Source organism: Blastococcus goldschmidtiae (assembly GCF_031845325.1).
Taxonomy (GTDB): domain Bacteria; phylum Actinomycetota; class Actinomycetes; order Mycobacteriales; family Geodermatophilaceae; genus Blastococcus; species Blastococcus goldschmidtiae.
Genome location: NZ_JAVREI010000016.1, coordinates 49801 through 70889, shown reverse-complemented (window position 1 = coordinate 70889; position 21089 = coordinate 49801). Strand labels below are relative to the sequence as shown.

The 21089-nt window shown below is 73.2% G+C and carries 17 protein-coding genes; 14 read left to right on the top strand and 3 right to left on the bottom strand.

Features of this window, described 5'->3' with window-relative positions:
* Nucleotides 1-38 precede the first annotated feature (38 nt).
* Nucleotides 39-2930 carry an excinuclease ABC subunit UvrA gene (gene uvrA, locus RM425_RS18120; protein ID WP_311346618.1) on the top strand — a complete coding sequence of 964 codons (2892 nt, stop codon included), beginning with the start codon at nucleotides 39-41 and terminating at the stop codon, nucleotides 2928-2930.
* A gap of 42 nt (nucleotides 2931-2972) precedes the next feature.
* On the opposite strand, the gene RM425_RS18115 is transcribed toward uvrA, so the two are convergent.
* The gene (locus tag RM425_RS18115; protein ID WP_311346617.1) at nucleotides 2973-4319 is read right to left on the bottom strand and encodes a reverse transcriptase family protein; all 1347 of its coding nucleotides are present in this window, start codon (nucleotides 4317-4319) and stop codon (nucleotides 2973-2975) included.
* Between the two features lie 443 nt (nucleotides 4320-4762).
* Here RM425_RS18115 and RM425_RS18110 point away from each other — a divergent pair, with 443 nt between their 5' ends.
* The 13 genes from RM425_RS18110 to RM425_RS18050 all read left to right on the top strand — a co-directional run bounded on the left by RM425_RS18110 (nucleotide 4763) and on the right by RM425_RS18050 (nucleotide 19219).
* Nucleotides 4763-5554 carry an SDR family NAD(P)-dependent oxidoreductase gene (locus RM425_RS18110; protein WP_311346616.1) on the top strand — a complete coding sequence of 264 codons (792 nt, stop codon included), beginning with the start codon at nucleotides 4763-4765 and terminating at the stop codon, nucleotides 5552-5554.
* 166 nt (nucleotides 5555-5720) lie between these two features.
* A complete protein-coding gene (locus RM425_RS18105) occupies nucleotides 5721-6029 on the top strand; it encodes a hypothetical protein (RefSeq protein ID WP_311346615.1) in 309 nt (102 codons plus the stop codon).
* 143 nt (nucleotides 6030-6172) lie between these two features.
* Nucleotides 6173-8215, top strand: coding sequence for an excinuclease ABC subunit UvrC (gene uvrC / locus RM425_RS18100; RefSeq protein ID WP_311346614.1), 2043 nt, complete (start codon nucleotides 6173-6175; stop codon nucleotides 8213-8215).
* A complete protein-coding gene (gene rapZ / locus RM425_RS18095) occupies nucleotides 8212-9168 on the top strand; it encodes an RNase adapter RapZ (RefSeq protein ID WP_311346613.1) in 957 nt (318 codons plus the stop codon). Before uvrC ends, rapZ begins: the two co-directional genes overlap by 4 nt.
* 23 nt (nucleotides 9169-9191) lie before the next feature.
* Complete coding sequence (locus RM425_RS18090) at nucleotides 9192-10139, top strand: gluconeogenesis factor YvcK family protein (RefSeq protein ID WP_311346612.1); 948 nt, start codon at nucleotides 9192-9194, stop codon at nucleotides 10137-10139.
* A gap of 115 nt (nucleotides 10140-10254) precedes the next feature.
* On the top strand, nucleotides 10255-11250 hold the full coding sequence (whiA, locus tag RM425_RS18085) for a DNA-binding protein WhiA (protein WP_304544071.1): 996 nt from the start codon (nucleotides 10255-10257) through the stop codon (nucleotides 11248-11250).
* Between the two features lie 296 nt (nucleotides 11251-11546).
* On the top strand, nucleotides 11547-13208 hold the full coding sequence (locus RM425_RS18080; protein ID WP_311346611.1) for a diguanylate cyclase: 1662 nt from the start codon (nucleotides 11547-11549) through the stop codon (nucleotides 13206-13208).
* Between the two features lie 121 nt (nucleotides 13209-13329).
* On the top strand, nucleotides 13330-14334 hold the full coding sequence (gene gap / locus RM425_RS18075) for a type I glyceraldehyde-3-phosphate dehydrogenase (RefSeq protein ID WP_311346610.1): 1005 nt from the start codon (nucleotides 13330-13332) through the stop codon (nucleotides 14332-14334).
* Between the two features lie 23 nt (nucleotides 14335-14357).
* Nucleotides 14358-15557: a phosphoglycerate kinase gene (locus RM425_RS18070; protein WP_311346609.1), complete on the top strand. Its 1200-nt coding sequence runs from the start codon at nucleotides 14358-14360 to the stop codon at nucleotides 15555-15557.
* A gap of 14 nt (nucleotides 15558-15571) precedes the next feature.
* Complete coding sequence (gene tpiA / locus RM425_RS18065; RefSeq protein ID WP_311346608.1) at nucleotides 15572-16402, top strand: triose-phosphate isomerase; 831 nt, start codon at nucleotides 15572-15574, stop codon at nucleotides 16400-16402.
* 48 nt (nucleotides 16403-16450) lie between these two features.
* Entirely contained in the window at nucleotides 16451-18241 is a 1791-nt protein-coding gene (locus RM425_RS18060; protein ID WP_311346607.1) for an ABC transporter substrate-binding protein, read from the top strand.
* 225 nt (nucleotides 18242-18466) lie between these two features.
* On the top strand, nucleotides 18467-18703 hold the full coding sequence (gene secG, locus RM425_RS18055; protein WP_396137067.1) for a preprotein translocase subunit SecG: 237 nt from the start codon (nucleotides 18467-18469) through the stop codon (nucleotides 18701-18703).
* 174 nt (nucleotides 18704-18877) lie between these two features.
* Complete coding sequence (locus tag RM425_RS18050; RefSeq protein WP_311346606.1) at nucleotides 18878-19219, top strand: RNA polymerase-binding protein RbpA; 342 nt, start codon at nucleotides 18878-18880, stop codon at nucleotides 19217-19219.
* A gap of 27 nt (nucleotides 19220-19246) precedes the next feature.
* Here the strand turns inward: RM425_RS18050 and pgl are convergent, their stop codons facing one another.
* Nucleotides 19247-20056: a 6-phosphogluconolactonase gene (gene pgl / locus RM425_RS18045; RefSeq protein WP_311346605.1), complete on the bottom strand. Its 810-nt coding sequence runs from the start codon at nucleotides 20054-20056 to the stop codon at nucleotides 19247-19249.
* Nucleotides 20053-21087 (bottom strand): glucose-6-phosphate dehydrogenase assembly protein OpcA, encoded by a 1035-nt coding sequence (locus tag RM425_RS18040; protein WP_311346604.1) that lies wholly within the window; start codon nucleotides 21085-21087, stop codon nucleotides 20053-20055. The genes pgl and RM425_RS18040 overlap by 4 nt, the downstream gene beginning before the upstream one ends.
* Nucleotides 21088-21089 lie beyond the last annotated feature (2 nt).

The window sequence follows — 21089 nt, the reverse complement described above, 5'->3', positions numbered from 1 at the left end:
AGCACCAGCGACATCCACCAGCGACCGACAGGGATCACATGGACCGGCTCGTCGTCCGCGGCGCCCGAGAGCACAACCTCAAGAACGTCGACATCGACCTCCCCCGGGACGCGCTCATCGTGTTCACCGGGCTCTCCGGCTCCGGCAAGTCCAGCCTCGCCTTCGACACGATCTTCGCCGAGGGCCAGCGCCGGTACGTGGAGTCGCTGTCGGCCTACGCCCGCCAGTTCCTCGGCCAGATGGACAAGCCCGACGTCGACTTCATCGAGGGCCTGTCGCCGGCGGTGTCGATCGACCAGAAGTCGACCAACCGGAACCCGCGGTCGACCGTCGGCACGATCACCGAGGTCTACGACTACCTGCGCCTGCTCTACGCCCGCGCCGGCCAGCCGCACTGCCCCAACTGCGGCAAGCCGATCTCCCGGCAGACGCCGCAGCAGATCGTGGACCAGGTGCTCGGCATGCAGGAGGGCACCCGCTTCCAGGTGCTGGCCCCCGTCGTCCGGGCCCGCAAGGGCGAGTACGTCGACCTGTTCAGCTCCCTGCAGACGCAGGGCTTCTCCCGCGTCCGCGTCGACGGCACGGTGCACCCGCTGACCGAGCCGCCGAAGCTCAAGAAGCAGGAGAAGCACTCGATCGAGGTCATCGTCGACCGGCTCACCGTCAAGGAGAGCTCCAAGCGTCGCCTGACCGACTCGGTGGAGACCGCTCTGGGGCTGGCCGGCGGTCTCGTCGTCCTGGAGTTCGTCGACCTGCCCGACGGCGACCCGGAGCGGGAGAGGACCTTCTCCGAGCACCTCGCCTGCGTCGACGACGGGCTGTCGTTCGAGGCGCTGGAGCCGCGGTCGTTCTCGTTCAACTCGCCGTTCGGCGCCTGCGGTGAGTGCACCGGCATCGGCACCCGCAAGGAGGTCGACCCCGAGCTCGTCGTCCCCGACCCGGAGAAGAGCCTCGCCCAGGGCGCGATCGCGCCGTGGTCGAGCTCGATGAGCAACGAGTACTTCAGCCGGCTGCTCACCGGGCTGTCGCAGCAGATCGGCTTCTCCATGGACGAGCCGTGGGAGCGGCTGCCGGCCAAGGTGCAGAAGGCGATCCTGCACGGCTCGCCCGACCAGGTGCACGTCCGCTACAAGAACCGCTACGGCCGCGAGCGCAGCTACTACGCCGCGTTCGAGGGCGTGCTGCCCTTCCTCGAGCGCCGGCACGACGACACCGACAGCGACTACATGCGGGACAAGTACGAGGGCTACATGCGCGACGTCCCGTGTCCCGTCTGCCACGGGACGCGGCTCAAGCCCGAGATCCTCGCGGTGAAGCTCAACGACCGGTCGATCGCCGAGGTCACCAACCTCTCCATCGGGGAGGCCTCGCAGTGGCTGGGCGTCCTGGAGCTGGGGGAGCGGGAGAAGGCGATCGCCGACCGCGTGCTCCGCGAGATCCAGGCCCGGCTGTCCTTCCTCGTCGACGTGGGCCTGGACTACCTCTCCCTGGACCGGCCCGCGGCGACGCTCGCCGGTGGGGAGGCCCAGCGCATCCGGCTGGCCACCCAGATCGGGTCGGGGCTGGTGGGCGTGCTGTACGTGCTCGACGAGCCGTCCATCGGCCTGCACCAGCGCGACAACACCCGGCTCATCGAGACGCTGGTGCGGCTGCGCGACATGGGCAACACGTTGATCGTCGTCGAACACGACGAGGACACCATCAAGGTGGCCGACTGGGTGGTCGACATCGGCCCGGGCGCCGGCGAGCACGGCGGGGAGGTGGTCGTCAGCGGCACCGTGGAGGACCTGCTGGCCAGCGAGCGGTCGCTCACCGGCCAGTACCTCTCCGGCCGGAAGTCGATCGTGATCCCGGAGAACCGCCGGGAGCTGACGCCGGGCCGCGAGCTGGTGGTCAAGGGCGCCCGCGAGAACAACCTGCGCGGCATCGACGTGACGTTCCCGCTGGGCGTGCTGGTGGCCGTCACCGGTGTGTCCGGCTCAGGCAAGTCCACCCTGGTCAACGACATCCTCTACACGACGCTGGCCAACCAGCTGAACCGTGCGCGCATGGTCGCCGGGCGGCACCGCACCATCACGGGGCTGGACCAGTTGGACAAGGTCGTGCACGTCGACCAGTCGCCGATCGGCCGCACCCCGCGGTCGAACCCGGCCACCTACACCGGGGTCTGGGACCAGGTGCGCAAGCTGTTCGCCCAGACCACCGAGGCGAAGATGCGCGGGTATCTGCCCGGGCGCTTCTCCTTCAACGTCAAGGGCGGGCGCTGCGAGGCGTGCTCCGGCGACGGCACGCTGAAGATCGAGATGAACTTCCTGCCGGACGTCTACGTGCCCTGCGAGGTGTGCAAGGGGGCCCGGTTCAACCGGGAGACCCTCGAGGTGCACTACAAGGGCAGGACGGTCGCCGAGGTCCTCGACATGCCGATCGAGGAGGCGGCCGACTTCTTCGCCGCCATCCCGGCGATCGCGCGGTACCTGCGCACCCTCACCGAGGTCGGGCTGGGGTACGTCCGCCTGGGACAGCCGGCCACGACGCTGTCCGGTGGCGAGGCGCAGCGGGTGAAGCTCGCCAGCGAGCTGCAGAAGCGGTCCAACGGGCGCAGCATCTACGTCCTCGACGAACCGACCACCGGCCTGCACTTCGAGGACATCCGCAAGCTGCTGCTCGTCCTGCAGGGCCTGGTCGACAAGGGCAACTCGGTGATCGTCATCGAGCACAACCTCGACGTGATCAAGAGCGCCGACTGGCTGATCGACATGGGGCCCGAGGGCGGGTTCCGCGGCGGCACGGTCGTCGCCGAGGGGTCGCCGGAGTTCGTGGCCACCGTGCCCGAGAGCCACACCGGCCGGTACCTCGCGAAGATCCTGGACGAGGACGCCGTCGCCGCGGCGGCCGCCCCGAAGAAGCGGACGCGCAAGAAGGCCAGCTGATCGGTCGAGGGGCGGGCGTCGCCGCCCCTCGACGACCGGGCGTCAGACCGGAGGCGCTGTGGCCGGCTCGGGAGACCAGTCGATCTGCTCGGCCCGGGCGCGAAGGCGAGCCCCGAACGCGGGATCGATCGAGGCCGCCCACGCGACCCGGCCGAGCACGTGGTCGCGGAACGTCGCTGGATCGCGGTCCCGGACCTGGGTGGTCCAGCCCCGGGTCGCGCAGTTGTGCAGCAGTGCCCGCAGCGCGTCGCGGTCCGTCCTCGGCAGGGTCGGACGCACGTTCACCACCGTGCCCAGCACCGATTGCCGCCCGGCTGACGACGTGGACCGGGTCTTCGACCGGTTCAGCCGGAAACCCTCCGCTGCGACGATCTCGCCGACCAGCCGCTCGAAGGGGCCCTGGTCGAGGCCTGGTCCGCCGCTGAAGGTCAGGTCGTCCACGTACCGCGTGTAGGCCGCCCCGAACGAGGCCGCCAAGCCCTCCAGGCGGCGGTCCAGGCGGAAGCACACCAGGTTCGCCAGCGCCGGTGACGTCGGCGCGCCCTGCGGGAGATGCGGCACGGCCAGCCGCCGCCCCAGCCGGCGGTGGTGCTCGACGTCGTCGGGCACCGGCACCCCGCGCCACACCGCTCGCGGCACCACGGTGGTCACCAGGCCGGTCACCGTGTGCGCCACCGGCTCGGGGAGTCCGCCCACCGATCTCAGCAGCCCGTGCACGCGCTCGGCGGCGATGCTCGCGAAGAACGACTCCAGGTCCAGCTGCAGCACCCGTGCGGCCCCGGCATGCGGGGTCACAGCCGTCCGCACCGAGCGTCCGGGCACGCATCCGTGCGCGGCCTCGTGCACGGTCAGCGGTCCGATCACGTGCCGGAGCAGTCGCCGCTGCGCCTCCTTCAACCGCGGCTTGGGTGCCGCGAGCAGCCGGCCTCCGACCGTCGTCCACCGGTAGTGCCGCAACGGCTGGTCCACCGTCCGTTCCAGCCGGTGGGTGTCGGCGAACCACGCCAGCTCACCGGCGTCGAGGTCGAGCAGCCGGGCGAGCGCCGTCAGGTCCGGGAGTGCGGCGACCCCGTACGGCCGACGGACGACCGCGGTGGGGGTCGGCTGCCAGCGGGTGATCCGTGGTGGCGGGACGGTGTCCCGTCCGCGGGCCCAGCCGGTCGTCGTCCGGACGAACCCGGCCAGCTCACGCGGCCGGTCCACCGGTGGATCGCGGTAGGCGTCCAGCACCTCGCCGACCAGGGTGCCCACCCACCGGGGCGCCCGGTCGCGGCCGAGGGCGACCGCCGTGCGGCGCACCATCTCCCGCCGGCGCCACGGGCCGGCCACCAGCGCGGTGGCAATGCCCGCCGCGGTGCCGGCGGCCCGCCGAGCGGACGGGGTGGTCACGAGGGGTGTGCGCGCCGGGACAGGTAGCCAGCCCCTGATCGAGGCGCCCTCAGGTGCGCGGAGCGCACGGCGTGGCGGGTGACGAGCTGCTCGGGAATGTTGCGATCCCCGGGGTTGCCCCGGGAGAACCGGTCTCCACCGGTCGTCCTGCCTGCCCCGACGCGCACCCGGCCACCGTAGGGGGTGGGCAGCCCGCACGGCACCGGTCCGGCGGGCCGCCCGACCAGGTCAGGAGAACGAGTGCGACCGGGCCGGCGGCGGTGATCGACGACCTCCGCGAGTCACGGTCCTCCGCAGATCGCTGGACCTGCCGATGCGCAGAGAACCCGGGGCCCTGCGGGCCCAGCAGCCGTCGCCGCCTTTCCGGACGGGAACCCGTCCCCGACCCGGCGCGGACACCGTCTTGGTACCGGTCGACCCGTTCAGCCCGATCCGGTCTTCACGTGGTCGCAGACTCGGGTCCGGACCTCGCGCACGCCGACCACTCCAAGGAGCCCGCTGTGGATCTCACCGGCCACGTCGTCATCGTCACCGGATCGAGCAGCGGCATCGGTGAAGCCGTCGCCCGCAGGCTCGCGACCGCCGACGCTCGCATAGTCGTCAACTCCGCCCGGTCCGTCCAGGCCGGGGAACGGCTGGCCAACGAGCTCGGGGAGGCCTGCTACGTGCAGGGGGACATCTCCGACCCTGGCACGTCACGCGCGCTGGTCGATGCGGCCCAGGACCGCTGGGGACGGCTCGACGGGCTGGTCAACAACGCCGCGGTCACGGCAGACGTGCCGCTCGCGGACATCGACGGCGTCACGGTCGACCACTGGAACCGCGTGCTGGGCGTCAACGTCGTCGGGACGTTCCTCGTGTCGCAGGCCGCGCTCCCGTTGCTGCGTGTCGCCGAGGACGGATGGATCCTCAACATCACCTCGATCGCCGGCATCCGCCAGACGGGTAGCTCGCTGCCGTACGCCGTGTCGAAGGCAGCCGTCGACCACCTGACGACGCTGCTCGCGAAGCACGCCGGCGGCAGGGTCCGTGTCAACGCGGTGGCCCCCGGTCTGGTGGCGACGCCGTGGACCGAGACCTGGGACCGGGTCAAGGAGGGAGTGACGGCGATGGCCCCCTTGGAGCGGGTGGCTACGCCTGACGACATCGCCGACGCCTGCGTCGGGATCATCGGCGCCCGCTACACCACCGGCCAGACCCTGCTCGTCGACGGCGGGCTCGGGCTCGTGCTCTGACCGGTGTCGCCGTGCGCCGGCCGCTCGGCCTCGACCAGTGCCGCTTCGACATCGGGGACGCCGACGTGGAGAGGCAGCGTCGGCTTGTGATCGTGGTCACGCTGGATATATGCTCCTTGTGACAGACGTCACTGAGGGCTGCGCTGCGGCCCGCGAGGAGGCCGCGATGAGCGCACTCACGCCCGACTGCGACCCCGACATGAGCCACTGCGGACAGCCGTGGCAGGGGAAGAGCGGCCCGGGGGCGACCGTCCTGTCCGTCGCCGTGCTGTTCACCATCCTCGGCGTCTCGCTGGCCGTCGTGGCCACGCGCGCCGTCTCGGACGCGTTCGACTTCGCCGCGGTCCCCATCGCGCTGCTCGCGGCCGTATCGCTCGTCCGCCGGGTGGCCCGCTCGGCCGCTCCCGGTGCGAAGGCCCTCGCCGCCCGGGTGCCGACGAGCGTCGCCGTGCGCCGCTCGCAGACCGCCGGCTGACCGCTCCGACAGACCCCGCTCCCGCTGGCATCGGGGCACGCCAGGCGTGCCCCGATGCCCGCATGTCCGGATCCGCTGTGACGGCTGTGACGCCCGTGCCCCGGGCCGGGCGGCCTGTCACCCTCTCGACCTAATCTGGACCCATGGCCGACCCCTCGACGTACCGCCCGGCGGTCGGCTCGATCCCCGAGAGCCCCGGGGTCTACAAGTTCCGCGACCCGAACGGCCGCGTCATCTACGTCGGCAAGGCCAAGAGCCTGCGGCAGCGGCTGAACAGCTACTTCGCCGACGTCGCCGGCCTCCACCCCCGCACCCGGCAGATGGTCACCACCGCGGCCGCCGTGGAGTGGACCGTCGTCGGCACCGAGGTCGAGGCCCTCCAGCTCGAGTACAACTGGATCAAGGAGTTCGACCCCCGCTTCAACGTCCGCTACCGCGACGACAAGAGCTACCCGTCGCTGGCCGTGACGCTGAACGAGGAGTTCCCGCGGCTGCAGGTCATGCGCGGGCCCAAGAAGAAGGGCGTCCGCTACTTCGGGCCCTACGCCCACGCCTGGGCCATCCGGGAGACGCTCGACACCCTCACCCGGGTCTTCCCCGCGCGCACCTGCTCCACCGGCGTCTTCAAGCGGGCCGGCCAGATCGGCCGGCCCTGCCTGCTCGGCTACATCGGCAAGTGCGCCGCGCCCTGCGTCGGCCGGGTCACCCCGGACGAGCACCGCGCCATCGTCGACGACTTCTGCGACTTCATGGCCGGTCGCACCGAGTCGATGATGAAGCGGCTCGAGCGGGAGATGGCGGCCGCGTCGGAGAGCCTGGAGTTCGAGAAGGCCGCGCGGCTCCGCGACGACCTGGGGGCGCTGCGGCGGGCGATGGAGAAGCAGGCCGTCGTCCTCGGTGACGGCACGGACGCCGACGTCGTCGCCTTCGCCCAGGACGAGCTGGAGGCGGCGGTCCAGGTCTTCCACGTCCGGGGCGGGCGGGTGCGCGGCCAGCGGGGCTGGATCGTCGACAAGGTCGAGGCGGTCACCACCGGCGAGCTGGTCGAGCAGTTCCTGCTGCAGGTCTACGGCGGCGTCGACGAGCAGACCGGCGTCGGCGAGGCGGGGGAGGCCGTGCCGCGGGAAGTGCTCGTGCCCGAGCTCCCCGACGACGCCGACGTCTACACCGAGCTGCTGGAGGAGCTGCGGGGCGGCAAGGTGTCGCTGCGGGTCCCGCAGCGGGGGGACAAGCGGAGCCTGATGGAGACCGTCGAGCGCAACGCCAAGGAGGCGTTCGCCCGGCACCGGGTGAAGCGCGCCAGCGACCTCACCGCCCGGTCCCTCGCCCTCAGCGAGCTGCAGGAGGCGCTGGAGCTGCCCGACGCCCCGCTGCGCATCGAGTGCATCGACATCAGCCACGTCCAGGGCACCAACGTGGTGGCCAGCATGGTGGTCTTCGAGGACGGCCTGGCCAAGAAGTCCGACTACCGCCGCTTCTCCGTCACGAACGGAACCGACGACACCGCGGCGATGGCCGAGGTCGTGCGCCGTCGCTTCGCCCGGCACCTCAAGGACGAGCAGGACCGGCGCGACGAGCAGGGGATCGCCGCCGAGGAGGGGCGGCCGCGCCGCTTCGCCTACCCGCCGAACCTGCTCGTCGTCGACGGCGGCGCCCCGCAGGTCGCCGCGGCGGCCCGCTCGCTGGACGAGCTCGGCGTCGTCGACGTCGCGGTCTGCGGCCTGGCCAAGCGCATGGAGGAGGTCTGGCTCCCCGGCGACAGCGACCCGGTGATCCTGCCCCGCACCTCCGAGGCGCTCTACCTGCTGCAGCGGGTGCGGGACGAGGCGCACCGGTTCGCGATCACCTACCACCGGCAGAAGCGGTCCACCACGATGCTGGTCTCCCTGCTGGACGACGTCCCCGGGCTCGGGGAGTCGCGACGGAAGGCGCTCATGAAGGAATTCGGATCGCTCAAGCGGCTGCGTGCCGCCACCGTGGAGGAGCTCATGGCCGTGCCGGGCATCGGCCGGCGCACGGCGGAGGCGGTGCAGGCGGCGATCGCCGAGCCGGCCGACCCCGCCGGTGCGGCCGCCGACGCCGACCCGGCCCTGGAGACCACCACGGCGCCCCAGGGCCCGGCCGTCCGGGGCAGGCCCCGGACCGGGTCGGGACGCACCGCCGAGGTCGGCCGGGTGGCCTCGTGAGTGACCCGCTGACCAGCGCACCGGGGGCGGGTCTGCCCGGACCCGACCCCGTGGACACGGGCGTCCCGGGGCTGGACGGGACGAGCACCGAGACGGCGCCCCTGGAGGTCGTCGTCGTCACGGGGCTGTCCGGCGCCGGCAAGAACAGCGCCGGCCGGGTGCTCGAGGACCTCGGCTGGTTCGTCGTCGAGAACCTGCCCCCCGCCCTGCTGCTGCCCATGGTGGAGCTGGGCGCCCGAGGTGACCTGCGGCGGTTCGCCGCCGTCGTCGACGTGCGCAGCCGGGCCTTCTCCAGCGACCTGCAGGAGGCCATCCGGGTCCTGTCCGACGCCGGCCACCGGCCGCGGGTGCTCTACGTGCACGCCCGCGACGAGGTGCTCGTGCAGCGGTACGAGTCCAACCGGCGCGAGCACCCGCTGCAGGGCAACGGCACCCTGGTCGACGGGATCACCGCCGAGCGGAACCTGCTCACCGGCATCGCCGGCGAGGCCGACCTGTGGGTCGACACCAGCGACACCAACGTCCACCAGTTGCGCGCCACCCTGGAGAACGCCTTCGCCCGGGAGGGGCGGACCCCGCCGCTGACCGCGACGGTGATGAGCTTCGGGTTCAAGTACGGCGTCCCGCTGGACGCCGACCTCGTCGTCGACGCGCGGTTCCTGCCCAATCCGCACTGGGTGCCGGAGCTGCGCGCCTACACCGGCCGTGATCCCGGCGTCCGGGACTACGTGCTCGGCCAGGAGGACGCCACCGAGTTCCTCGACCGCTACACCGAGGTGCTGCGGTTGCTCGTGCCCGGCTACCGCCGCGAGGGCAAGCGCTACCTGACGCTCGCGGTCGGCTGCACGGGCGGCAAGCACCGCAGCGTGGCGATCACCGAGGAGTTCGCGCGGCGGCTGAGCGCCGACGGGATCGCGGCCGTGGCCCGGCACCGCGACCTGGGCCGCGAGTAGTGGGCACAGATCCGGAACGGGGCGTGCGGCCACCCCGGGCGGTCGCGTTCGGCGGGGGGCACGGGCTGGCGGCCGCGCTGGCGGCGTGGCGGGAGCTCACGCCGGACGTCACCGCCGTGGTCACCGTCGCCGACGACGGCGGCTCATCCGGCCGTATCCGCCGGGAGCTACCCGTCCTGCCGCCGGGGGACCTGCGCATGGCCCTCACCGCCCTGGCCGGGTCGGGGGAGCGGGAGCAGGGGCTGGCCGCGCTCCTGCAGCACCGGCTCGGCGGCAGCGGGGGCCTGGCCGGCCACTCCGTGGGCAACCTGGTGCTCACCGGTCTCGTCGAGCTGCACGGCGGGGACACGGTGCAGGCACTGGACGAGCTCGCCGGCCTGCTCGGCGCCCGGGGCCGCGTGCTCCCCATGGCCGACGTCCCGCTGGACCTCGTCGCCCGGGTGGAGCCCGTCGACCGGGAGGACCACACGCAGGTGCGCACGATCCGCGGGCAGGTGGCCATCGCCACGACCCCTGGGAGGGTGCGGCAGATCCGGCTGTCGCCGTCCGATCCGCCCGTCAACCCGGCCGTGCTCGAGGCGATCGCCGCGGCCGACGTGATCTCGCTGGGCCCCGGTTCCTGGTACACCTCGGTGCTGCCGCACCTGCTGGTGCCCCAGCTGCGGGCGGCGCTGGCCGCAGCGGCGGCGAAGGTGGTGGTCGTGCTGAACCTGGAACCGCAGCCCGGGGAGACCGACGGATTCTCACCAGAGGAGCATGTGACCGTGCTGCAGGCCCATCTCGGCGGAGTGCCATTGCACAGCGTGATCGCGGATGCTGACTCGGTGGTTGACCGCCGTGGTCTCCTGTCTGCGGTGCGCTCGTGCGGCGCCGAGCTCGTCCTGGCGTCGGTCGCTGAACTCGACGGTGCGCCACGGCACGATCCCGTGCGCCTGTCGGCCGCCCTGGCCTCCGTGGTCGGGCGGCGCTGAACGGGTAGAGGGCTCAGGCCGGGTACCGGAACGTACGGACCTGGCCGGTACGAGGGGGAAGAGGGACGCCACGCATGGCGATGACCCGGACGACGACAGGTAGCCCCGTAGCTACGTGGGGGTGGACGACGTGGCGATGACGGCCATGGTGAAGGACGAGCTCTCGAGGGTCGAGTGCACGAAGACCTCAGAGCGCAAGGCGGAGGTCACCGCGCTGCTGCGTTTCTCCGGCGGGTTGCACATCGTCGGCGGCCGGGTGGTCATCGAGGCCGAGCTGGACACCGGCTCCGTCGCGCGACGGCTCCGGCGGGACATCAGCGAGGTCTACGGCTACACGAGCGGGGTGAGCGTGCTGGCCGGGGGGAACATCCGCCGGGGCGTGCGCTACCTGGTGCGCATCGCCAAGCACGGTGAGGGACTGGCCCGCCAGACCGGGCTGGTCGACCAGCGCGGCCGCCCGGTGCGCGGTCTGCCGCCCGCGGTGGTCTCCGGCAGCATCAACGACGCCGAGGCCGCGTGGCGGGGGGCTTTCCTCGCCCACGGGTCGCTGACCGAGCCCGGCCGGTCCTCGTCGCTCGAGGTGACCTGTCCCGGCCCGGAGGCGGCCATGGCGCTCGTCGGTGCCGCTCGCCGGCTCGGCATCGCCGCCAAGGCCCGCGAGGTCCGCGGCGCCGACCGGGTCGTGGTCCGCGACGGCGACGCCATCAGCGCGCTGCTCACCCGCATGGGCGCCCACGACGCGGTCATGGCCTGGGAGGAGCGGCGGATGCGCCGCGAGGTCCGGGCGACGGCCAACCGGCTGGCCAACTTCGACGACGCGAACCTGCGCCGCTCGGCGCGCGCGGCCGTGGCGGCCAGCGCTCGCGTCGAGCGCGCCATGGAGATCCTCGCCAACGACGCCCCCGAGCACCTGCTCGTCGCCGGCCGGCTGCGGCTGGAATTCGGCCAGGCCTCGCTGGAGGAACTCGGTCAGCGGGCCGATCCGCCGATGACCAAGGACGCCGTCGCCGGGCGCATACGGCGTCTCCTGGCGATGGCCGACAAGCGCGCCAAGGACCTGGGCATCCCGGACACGGAATCCGTCGTCACCGACGACATGCTCACGCAGTAGCCCTGCGGGCCGACGGTGGCGACGGATGCTCACGTACGCATGGGCGCCGTCGTCACCGACGACATGCTCACGCAGTAGCCCTGCAGGCCGACGGTGGCGACGGATGCTCACGTACGCATGGGCGCCGTCGTCACCGACGACATGCTCACGCAGTAGCGGACGGGGCCGCCGTCCCGCCACGGGCGGCGGCCGGACGTCCTCCCTCTGGGTGAGACGCGGCTACAGGAGAACGACGCAGTCTCCGATGCCCTCGGGAGTGGCGGGCGACCGAGCCCGCTCTTGACCGAGGAGCCGGGATGACGCCACAGCAGTGGGCGCTCCTGTTCGCCTGCGCAGCCGTCGTCGCCGTCGTCACCGCCGTGCTGGCCTGGCGACGGCGGGGCCGGACTCCGGCCGCGACCGCGCTCGCGCTCACGATGGTCGGCGTCGCGTGCTGGTCGGCCGCCGATGCGGTCGTCTACTCCGTCGAGGCCCAGGTGGTGCGCCTGGTCTACCCCGCGGTGCTGCTCGCGTCGGTCGGCCTGGTGGTCGTGAGCTCCTACTCGCTCGCGCGGTCGGTCTCCACCCCCTCGTGGCGGCTGTCCCGCCGCGCCGGCGTCCTCCTGGCGATCGAACCCGTCGTCCTGGTCGTGGTCGCGGCCGTACCGGCCAGTCGCGACCTGGTGCTCTCCGGGGTGGGTCTGGACGGGAGCTCGACCGGGCAGCAGATGATGGGGCCGCTCTTCCTGGCCCACACCGCCTACTCCTACCTGCTGGTCGGGCTCGGCTACGCATACCTGGTGCGCCGGGTCTGGAGCGCCGCGGGTGTATTCCGCCGCCAGGCCGGTGTTCTGCTGGCGTCGGGCGCGCTGTCGACGGTGGGCAACGTCGTGGCCGTCGCGGGCCAGGCGGACGGGAGCGGCATCGACGTCACCCCGCTGTTCTTCCTCGTCAGCGGGCTGGTGTCCTGTTGGACCATCTTCCGGCTCGGGCTGCTGCGGCTGGTGCCCGTCGCCCGGGAGCAGGTCGTCGACACCGTTCCCGACGCCGTCCTGGTGGTCGACCCGCTCGACGTGCTGATCGACCTCAACCCGGCCGCCTCTCGTCTGCTGTGCCGGCTCCGCCCCGAGCTGCACGGGGTCGACGTGGTGGGCCGGCCGCTGTCGTACGTCGCGGGGCCCCGGGCGGTCGCCACCTTGCAGCAGGTCCAGCGGGCGGATGGCCACCGCCTCGCCGAGGTTGCGCCGGACTTCTGGATCGACGTCCGCGACACTGCGGTCAGCGATACCCGGGGGCGGCCCCTGGGCCGGATCCTCGTGGTTCGGGACGTCAGTGAGCAGCAGGCGCGACAGGCGGCCGTCGAGGAGCTGAACCGGCAGTTGGCCGAGCAGGTCCAGGTGATCGACCGGCTGCGCGCCGAGCTCGCCGAGGAGGCCGTCCGCGACCCGTTGACCGGGCTGCACAACCGCCGCCACCTCGACCGGGTCCTCGCCGGTGACCTCGACGCCGGGACGCGCGACGACGGGCAGGCCGTCCTCGTCCTCGACATCGACCACTTCAAGGTCGTCAACGACCGGTTCGGTCACGCGGCCGGTGACCTGGTGCTCTCCGCCGTCGCCCGGCTGCTGCAGGCCGCGGTCCGGGACGGGGACACGGCCGTCCGCCTCGGTGGCGAGGAGTTCCTCGTCCTCCTCCCGGGCGCCGACCGCGATCAGGCGCTCCGGCGCGCGGAGCAGATCCGCCGCGACGTGGCGGCCGCGATCCATTCGATCGACGGTGAGCAGATCCGGGTCACCATCAGCGCCGGCGTCGCCGTCGGTCCCCATGACGGCGCCTCGGCCGCAGCGCTGCTCGAGGCCGCCGACCAGGCCCTCTACCGCGCCAAGGCAGCCGGCCGCGACTGCGTCATGGCCGCCGCGGCCGGCGCCCGGGACGCGGCGACCGCGGACGAGGCACCGGAGCCGGTCGCTGCGGGGTGACCCCCGGAACACCCGAGCGGGTGACCGGCAGCCGCGAAGCAGCCCGGCCGCTAGGGTTCTGGGGAACGAGGCCGCGCGGTGCGTGCGGCCCGACGGCGCGAACTCGACGTGGAGGTCTGCAGTGACGGTCCGGGTAGGCATCAACGGATTCGGCCGGATCGGCCGCAACTTCTGGCGGGCCGCCGCGGCCAGCGGCCAGGACATCGAGATCGTGGCCGTCAACGACCTCACCAGCAACGAGGCCCTGGCTCACCTGCTCAAGTACGACAGCATCCTGGGCCGGCTGCCGCAGGAGGTCGTCGCCGACGGCGATGGCATCACCATCGGCGGCACCAAGATGAAGGTGCTCTCCGAGCGCGACCCGGCCAACCTGCCGTGGGCCGACCTGGGTGTCGACGTCGTCGTCGAGTCCACCGGGTTCTTCACCAAGGCCGCCGACGCCCGCAAGCACGTCGACGCCGGTGGCGCCAAGAAGGTCATCATCTCCGCGCCGGCCACCGACGACGACATCACGATCGTCATGGGTGTCAACGACGAGCTGTACGACGGCTCGCAGACCGTCATCAGCAACGCGTCCTGCACCACCAACTGCCTGGCCCCGCTGGCCAAGGTCCTCAACGACGCCTTCGGCATCGAGCGCGGCCTGATGACCACGATCCACGCCTACACCGCCGACCAGAACCTGCAGGACGGTCCCCACAAGGACCTCCGCCGGGCGCGTGCCGCGGCGCTGAACATGGTGCCGACCTCGACCGGTGCGGCGAAGGCGATCGGCCTCGTGCTGCCCGAGCTCAAGGGCAAGCTCGACGGCTACGCCATCCGCGTCCCCGTCCCGACCGGCTCGGCGACCGACCTCACCGTGCAGCTCAAGCGCGAGGCGACGGCCGACGAGATCGACGCCGCCTACCGCGAGGCCGCCGCCGGTCCGCTCGGCAAGTACCTCACCTACACCTCGGACGAGATCGTCTCCTCGGACATCGTCACCGACCCGTCGTCGTGCATCTACGACGCCAAGCTGACCAAGGTCTTCGGCCCGATGGTCAAGGTGCTGGGCTGGTACGACAACGAGTGGGGCTACTCGAACCGCCTCGTCGACCTCACCGCCCTGGTGGGCAAGTCCCTTTGAGCACTCCCACCCAGCCCGCCCGCATGCGTTCCGTCGACGACCTCCTCGGCGAGGGCATCTCGGGTCGGCGCGTGCTGCTGCGCGCCGACCTGAACGTCCCGCTGGATCACACGACAGGATCGCCAGTCATCTCGGATGACGGCCGGATCCGCGCCAGCCTGCCCACGCTGCAGGCGTTGCGCGAGGGCGGTGCCCGGGTGATCGTGGCGGCGCACCTCGGCCGCCCCAAGGGCACGCCGGACCCGCAGTTCTCCCTCGCGCCGGTCGCTGCGCGCCTGGGCGAACTGCTCGGGACGACGGTGCCGCTGTCCGCCGACGTCGCCGGGGACGACGCCGCTGCGTTGGCGGCCGCCCTCGGTGACGGTGACGTCCTCCTGTTGGAGAACGTGCGCTTCGAGGCGGCCGAGACGTCCAAGGACGACGCCGAGCGCGGCGAGCTGGCCGACCGGTTCGCCGCTCTGGCCGACGTCTACGTCGACGACGCGTTCGGCGCCGTGCACCGCAAGCACGCCTCGGTGTTCGACGTCGCCCAGCGGGTGCCGCACTACGCCGGCCGCCTGGTGGCCGGCGAGCTCGAGGTGCTCACCCGGCTGACCACCGACCCGGAGCGGCCCTACGTCGTCGTGCTCGGCGGGTCCAAGGTCAGCGACAAGCTGGCCGTCATCGAGGCGCTGCTGCCCAAGGTCGACCGCCTGCTGGTCGGCGGCGGGATGTGCTTCACGTTCCTCGCCGCGCAGGGGCACGGGGTCGGGTCGTCGCTGCTGGAGGCCGACCAGGTGGACACCTGCCGCCGCCTGCTGGCGGCCGCCGGCGACCGGATCGTCCTGCCGGTCGACGTCGTCGCCGCGACCGCGTTCAGCGCCGACGCAGAGACCAGCGTCGTGCCCGTGACCGAGATCCCCGACGACCTGATGGGCCTGGACGTCGGTCCGCGCACCGTCGAGATCTTCGGGACCGAGCTGGGTGCGGCGCGCACCGTGTTCTGGAACGGGCCGATGGGCGTGTTCGAGCTGGCGCCGTTCCAGGCCGGTACCCGGGGCGTGGCCCAGGCCGTCGCGGCCGTGGCCGGCCTGTCGGTCGTCGGCGGTGGGGACTCCGCCGCGGCGGTCCGGCAGCTGGGCCTGGACGAGGCCTCCTACGGCCACATCAGCACCGGCGGCGGCGCGTCGCTGGAGTACCTCGAGGGCCGGGAACTGCCGGGTCTCGCGGTGCTCACCGACTGAGCGGGGAACGACGCATGGCACGCACGCAGCAGCCCGCGGTCCGGACGGGCCGCCGGCCGCTCATCGCCGGCAACTGGAAGATGCACTTGACGCACCTGGAGGCCATCGGCCTGGTGCAGAAGATCGTCTTCTCGCTCAAGCCGACCGAGCTCGACGCCGCCGAGGTCGTCGTCGTGCCGCCGTTCACCGCGCTGCGCAGCGTGCAGACGCTGGTGGCCGGCGACAAGCTGAGCATCGGGTACGGCGCGCAGGACGTCTCCGCGCAGGACTCCGGGGCGTACACCGGCGAGGTCAGCGGCGCGATGCTCAGCGCGCTGGCCTGCACCTACGCCGTCGTCGGGCACTCGGAGCGGCGCGCCTACCACGCGGAGACCGACGAGGTCGTCGCCGCCAAGGTGCGCAGCAGCCTGCGGCACGGGCTGGTGCCCATCCTGTGCGTGGGGGAGGGGCTGGAGGTCCGCCGGGCCGGCGAGCACGTCGCCCACTGCACCGCCCAGCTGGACGCCGCGCTGGAGGGCCTGACCACCGAGCAGGTCGCCGGGCCGGCCGGGGCGGGCGGCGGGATCGTCATCGCCTACGAGCCGGTGTGGGCGATCGGCACCGGGGAGGTCGCCACCCCCGAGGACGCCCAAGAGGTGTGCGGCGCGCTGCGGGCGCGGCTCGCCGAGCGCTTCACCACCGAGACGGCGCAGTCCGTCCGTATCCTCTACGGCGGGTCGGTGAAGGCCGCGAACACGGCCGGGATCCTGGCCGGGCCGGACGTCGACGGTGCGCTCGTCGGTGGTGCCAGCCTGGATGCAGACGAGTTCGCACAGATCTGTCGGACCGCCGCCGAGGTCAGCTGACCGCTGCTGATCGCCGCCGGCCGTACTACCGGGGGCGGAACAGCACGCGTGAACGAGACGCTCGAACGGCTCGGCCGGCGACTGCCGGCGTGGGCGAGGTGGCGCCAGGCGCGGTCGGTCCTCGCGGTGGCGGCGCTCGCCGTCGCGGTCCTGGTCCTCGCGGTCAGCTGCCTGGGCGGCGCCGGTGGCCGGGCCGACGTGCCGGTCGTCGGGGGCGAGCCGGACGCGGGCATCACCGGCGTGCGCGCGCCCTCGGACGCCACCGGCGGCACCCTGCGGGTGGTGGCACCGGAGATCGACAGCCTCGATCCCCAGCGCTCCTACCTCCCGGGCGTGTGGAACCTGATGCGGCTCTACACCCGGACACTGGTCACCTACTCGTCCGAGCCCGGGCGCACCGGTGAGCTCGTCCCGGATCTCGCCACGGACCTGGGGACGCCGTCGGAGGACGGGCTGAGCTGGACCTACACCCTGCGCGAGGGGGTGCGGTTCGAGAACGGCCGGCCCATCACCGCGCAGGACGTCAAGTACGGCATCCAGCGGTCCTTCGACGCCCAGACCGTCGTCGGCGGCCCCACCTACGTCGTCGACCTCTTCGACGACCCGGCCAACCGCTACCCCGGGCCCTACTCGGCGGAGGAGGACGATCCGGAGCTCACCGCCGTGGAGACGCCGGACGAGCGCACGATCGTCTTCCGGCTGCGCGCACCGGAGCCCGACCTGCCCTACGTGCTGGCGCTGCCCTCCAGCAGCCCCGTCCCGGTCGAGGCGGACACCGGCGGGAACTACGCGATCGACCCGGTCTCCTCGGGGCCGTACGCGATCACCTCCGTCGACGCCGCCGTGGGGATCCAACTGGACCGCAACCCCGAGTGGGACCCGGCGACCGACGACGTCCGGACGGCGCTGCCCGACCGCGTGCTCGTGCGAACCGGCCTGTCGGGTGTCGAGCGGGACCAGGCGCTGCTCGCCGGATCGGCCGACGTCGACATCTCCGGTTCGGGGGCGCAGGCGCCCACGAGTGCCCGGCTGGAGGGCGAGGACGGCGAAGGCCTGCGCGATCGCATCGACGACGTCACCACCGGCGCCCTCCGGCTGCTGGCGCTGCCCACGGACGTCGCGCCGTTCGGCAACGCGGCCTGCCGGGCCGCGGTGGCGGCGGCGGTCGACCGCCGTCCGGTGCAGGACGCCCTCGGCGGCGCGGGGAACGCCGTGCGCACCTCCCGGCTGTGGACCCGCACCCTCGGGGACGGCTCCGAGGACGCCGACCCCGCGCTCGATCTCGACGCCGCCCGCGCGCACCTGGAGGAGTGCGGCATGCCGGACGGCTTCGCCACGGTGCTCGCCGTGCCGGACGGCCGGGCCGGCGTGGAGATCGCCGAGGTGGTGGCCGAGCAGCTGGCCGTCGTCGGCATCGAGGTGGAGGTCCGCCCGCTGGACGCGGCGAGCTTCTACGCCACCGAGGTCGGCAACCCCGACAGCGTCGCCGCCAACGAGTACGGGATCGTGCTGGCCACCTCGACCCCCGACTTCCCGACCGCGGGGTCGCTCCTGGCGCCCCTGGCCGACGGCCGCAGCATCCGCGCGGTGGGCAACACCAACTACGCGCGGCTGGACGACCCCGGCATCAACGGGCTGATCGACACCGCGCGCACCGCCGGCACCGGTGACGCGGCCCGCGAGGCGTGGCGAGCGGTGGCCGCCGCGGTGGAGGAGACCGCCGCCTACGTGCCGCTGGCCGAGACCCGGATCCAGCTGATCGCCGGGCAGCGGCTGCGCAACGGCGTGGTGATGCGGCCCTACAGCGGCTACGACCTCGCCACGGCGGGCGTGCGCTGACAGCCCCGGGAGCATCGCAGCGAGCGCCGGCGAGCGAGGAGCGGACCGGGGCGCGGAAGCGCACGACGGGAGGGCGCTGACAGTGCCGGGAGCATCGCAGCGAGCGCCGGCGAGCGAGGAGCGGACCGGGGCGCGGACGTGCACCGGGCAGGATCGCGGTGCGGTGTCGGTTAGGCTCGGGGACGAGATCCGGCGCCCGGCGCCGGTCGTGAGGCTGGAGAGGTCATGATCGAGGTTGTCCTGAACGTGCTGCTGGTCCTGACCAGCACGCTGCTCGTGGTGCTGATCCTGCTGCACCGCGGCAAGGGTGGCGGCCTCTCCTCGATGTTCGGCGGCGCCGCGTCCGCCTCGCTGTCCGGCTCGTCGGTGGTGGAGAAGAACCTCAACCGGCTCACCATCTTCACGGCGCTGATCTGGGCCGTCTGCATCGTCGCCCTGGGCATCCTCGTCAAGGTCGGCTGACGGAGGACCCCCTCCCTCTCCCCACGCGCAGGCTCGCGGCGAGCCTCCGGAGCGGGCCGGGAACAGCGCACCGATTCGCGTGCGAATCGTGACCGGAGAACGGCCCTCCACGATCTAGACTTCGCGGGCTGTGGTGATCTGCCACACGTCTGGGTCGGATTTCAGGGAGTGCTCGTGGCTGGTGGCAACGCGATCCGGGGCAGCAGGGTCGGGGCAGGTCCGATCGGCGAGGCGGAGCGCGGCGAGTCCGCACCGCGGCTGAGGCTGCCGTTCTGGTGTGCCAACGGGCACGAGACGCGGATCGCCTTCGCCAGCGACGCCGACGTGCCCGAGATGTGGGACTGCCCCCGCTGCGGGCTCCCCGCGGGGCAGGACCAGCGCAACCCGCCCCCGGCCCCGCGCAACGAGCCGTACAAGACGCACCTGGCCTACGTGCGGGAGCGCCGCACCGACGCCGACGGCGACGCGCTCCTCGAGGAAGCGCTCACCCGGCTGCGGGCCCGCCGCGGGATGTAGCGCGCACGCGCTGGCGCGGGACCGGGCTCAGCGCGGTGGCAGCCCGCCCGCGGCGGCGCGATCGAGCAGCCACCGCGTCGCCCGGACGCCGCGCACCCCGGCCGCGGGCAGGTCCACCGGATCCGCGCCGGACAGGGCCTCGGCCACCGCCAGCGCCTTGCCCTCCCCGGACACCACCAGCCAGACCTCCTCCGCCGCGTTGATCGCGGCGAGGCCCAGGCTGATCCGGGTCGGCGGCGGCTTGGGGCAGTCGCGGACCGCGACCACCGGACGCTCGTCGCGGACCGCGGCGGAGTCCGGGAAGATCGACGCCACGTGGCCCTCGGGGCCGATCCCGAGCAGCAGCACGTCGAAGCGCGGCACCTGCCCGTCGTCGCCCGTCGCCGTCGCCAGCTGGTCCGCGTACCAGGCGGCGGCGTCCTCGGGCTCGGCGAAGTCCCCGTCGGACGGCGGCATCGGGTGCACCCGCGCCGGATCGGCACCGACCGCGTCGAGCAGCGCCTGACGAGCCACCTTCTCGTTGCGCTCGTCGTCGTCGGCGGGCACGAACCGCTCGTCGCCCCACCAGACGTCCACGGCCGCCCAGTCCACGGTCTCGCGCACCGGCTCCGCGGCCAGCCGGGCGACGTGCTCGAGCACGGCGGTGCCGATCCCGCCGCCGGTCAGGACCACCGACGCCGTCCCGTGCACCACCTGGGCGGCGGCGAGGCGGGCGACCAGGGCCTGGGCGACCGCCCGTGCGAGCCGGTCGGCATCGGTCTCGATGACGACGTCGGGCGGAGGGCGCTCGTCGCCGACGAGCCGGCCCGCCACGTCGTCGCCGGGGGACAGGCTCACGACGTGCTCCCTGCGGCGGGTGCGTCGGTCCGCTCGCCGTCCTCCGTGGGGTCGAACCACACGTGCTCGCGTTCCGGGGAGCGCTCGGTCAGCCCGCTCACCCCGGTCGCCGCCTCGAGTGCGTCGCTGTAGGGCTCGTCGGGGTCCAGCCGCCGCAGCTCCTCGCTGAGCAGGTCGCCCAGTGCGCGGGCGGGCAGGGCCACCGTGCCGTCGGGACGGTTGGGCTGGGTGATGACCGCGCCGCTGCGGTGGTCCGCGGTGACCCGCACCTCCTCGCCCTGGTCCAGTTGCAGTACCACCGACTCGACCCCGCTCGGTCCCGCATGGCGCGAGCCGTCGGTCACCTCGATGCTGCTGCCGCACCGGGAGGCGATCCAGCCCGCCAGCAGCTGGGCGGTCGCGTTGTGCGGATCGCCTTCGATCCGGCCCCCGCGGATCTGCACCGCGTCCCCGCGGCGGCCGGCGACGGAGTCGAGCGTGGAGGCGAGGACCGCCCGCCACGCGGTGCTCCGCGTCCAGGTGAGGTCGGTGTCGCCGGGCACGTAGTCCTCGGCCCGGATGCGCAGCGCCTCGCGGGGGTCGTCGGCCAGCGAGCTGTCGGTGATGCGGCGGTCGGCGAAGACGGCCAGCGCGTCGGTGGCGAGCCGCTCGGGGGGAGGGCCGTGCCACCAGGCGACGACGGGGGCGTCGGCCGCCAGCAGCGGCAGGACGACGGACTCCGAGTGCAGTGCCAGCCGGCCGTACATGCGCAGCACGACCGCCTCGCCCGGCCCGAGCCGCCCGCCGATCTGCACCTCGGCGTCCAGACGGGGCACGGGTGCCTCGATCTGCCGGCGCACCACGATGAGCACGCGGCAGGGATGCATCTCCGCGGCGTAGGTGGCGGCCTCCTCGGCCTCGGCGACCCGGGACTCGTCCGCGACCACGACCAGGGTGAGCGCGACCCCGGACAGCACGGCGCCGCCGGTCCGCCGCTGGGCGGCCAGTTCCTTCACCACGGCCGAGCCGGTGGTGTCCCACAGCGTCGTCATGG

Coding starts and splice junctions, on each gene's coding strand:
- uvrA (WP_311346618.1), top strand. CDS start 39: ATGGACCGGCTCGTCGTCCGCGGCGCCCGAGAGCACAACCTCAAGAAC.
- RM425_RS18105 (WP_311346615.1), top strand. CDS start 5,721: ATGAGCGCACTCACGCCCGACTGCGACCCCGACATGAGCCACTGCGGA.
- uvrC (WP_311346614.1), top strand. CDS start 6,173: ATGGCCGACCCCTCGACGTACCGCCCGGCGGTCGGCTCGATCCCCGAG.
- RM425_RS18080 (WP_311346611.1), top strand. CDS start 11,547: ATGACGCCACAGCAGTGGGCGCTCCTGTTCGCCTGCGCAGCCGTCGTC.
- RM425_RS18070 (WP_311346609.1), top strand. CDS start 14,358: ATGCGTTCCGTCGACGACCTCCTCGGCGAGGGCATCTCGGGTCGGCGC.
- tpiA (WP_311346608.1), top strand. CDS start 15,572: ATGGCACGCACGCAGCAGCCCGCGGTCCGGACGGGCCGCCGGCCGCTC.
- secG (WP_396137067.1), top strand. CDS start 18,467: ATGATCGAGGTTGTCCTGAACGTGCTGCTGGTCCTGACCAGCACGCTG.
- RM425_RS18040 (WP_311346604.1), bottom strand. CDS start 21,087: ATGACGACGCTGTGGGACACCACCGGCTCGGCCGTGGTGAAGGAACTG.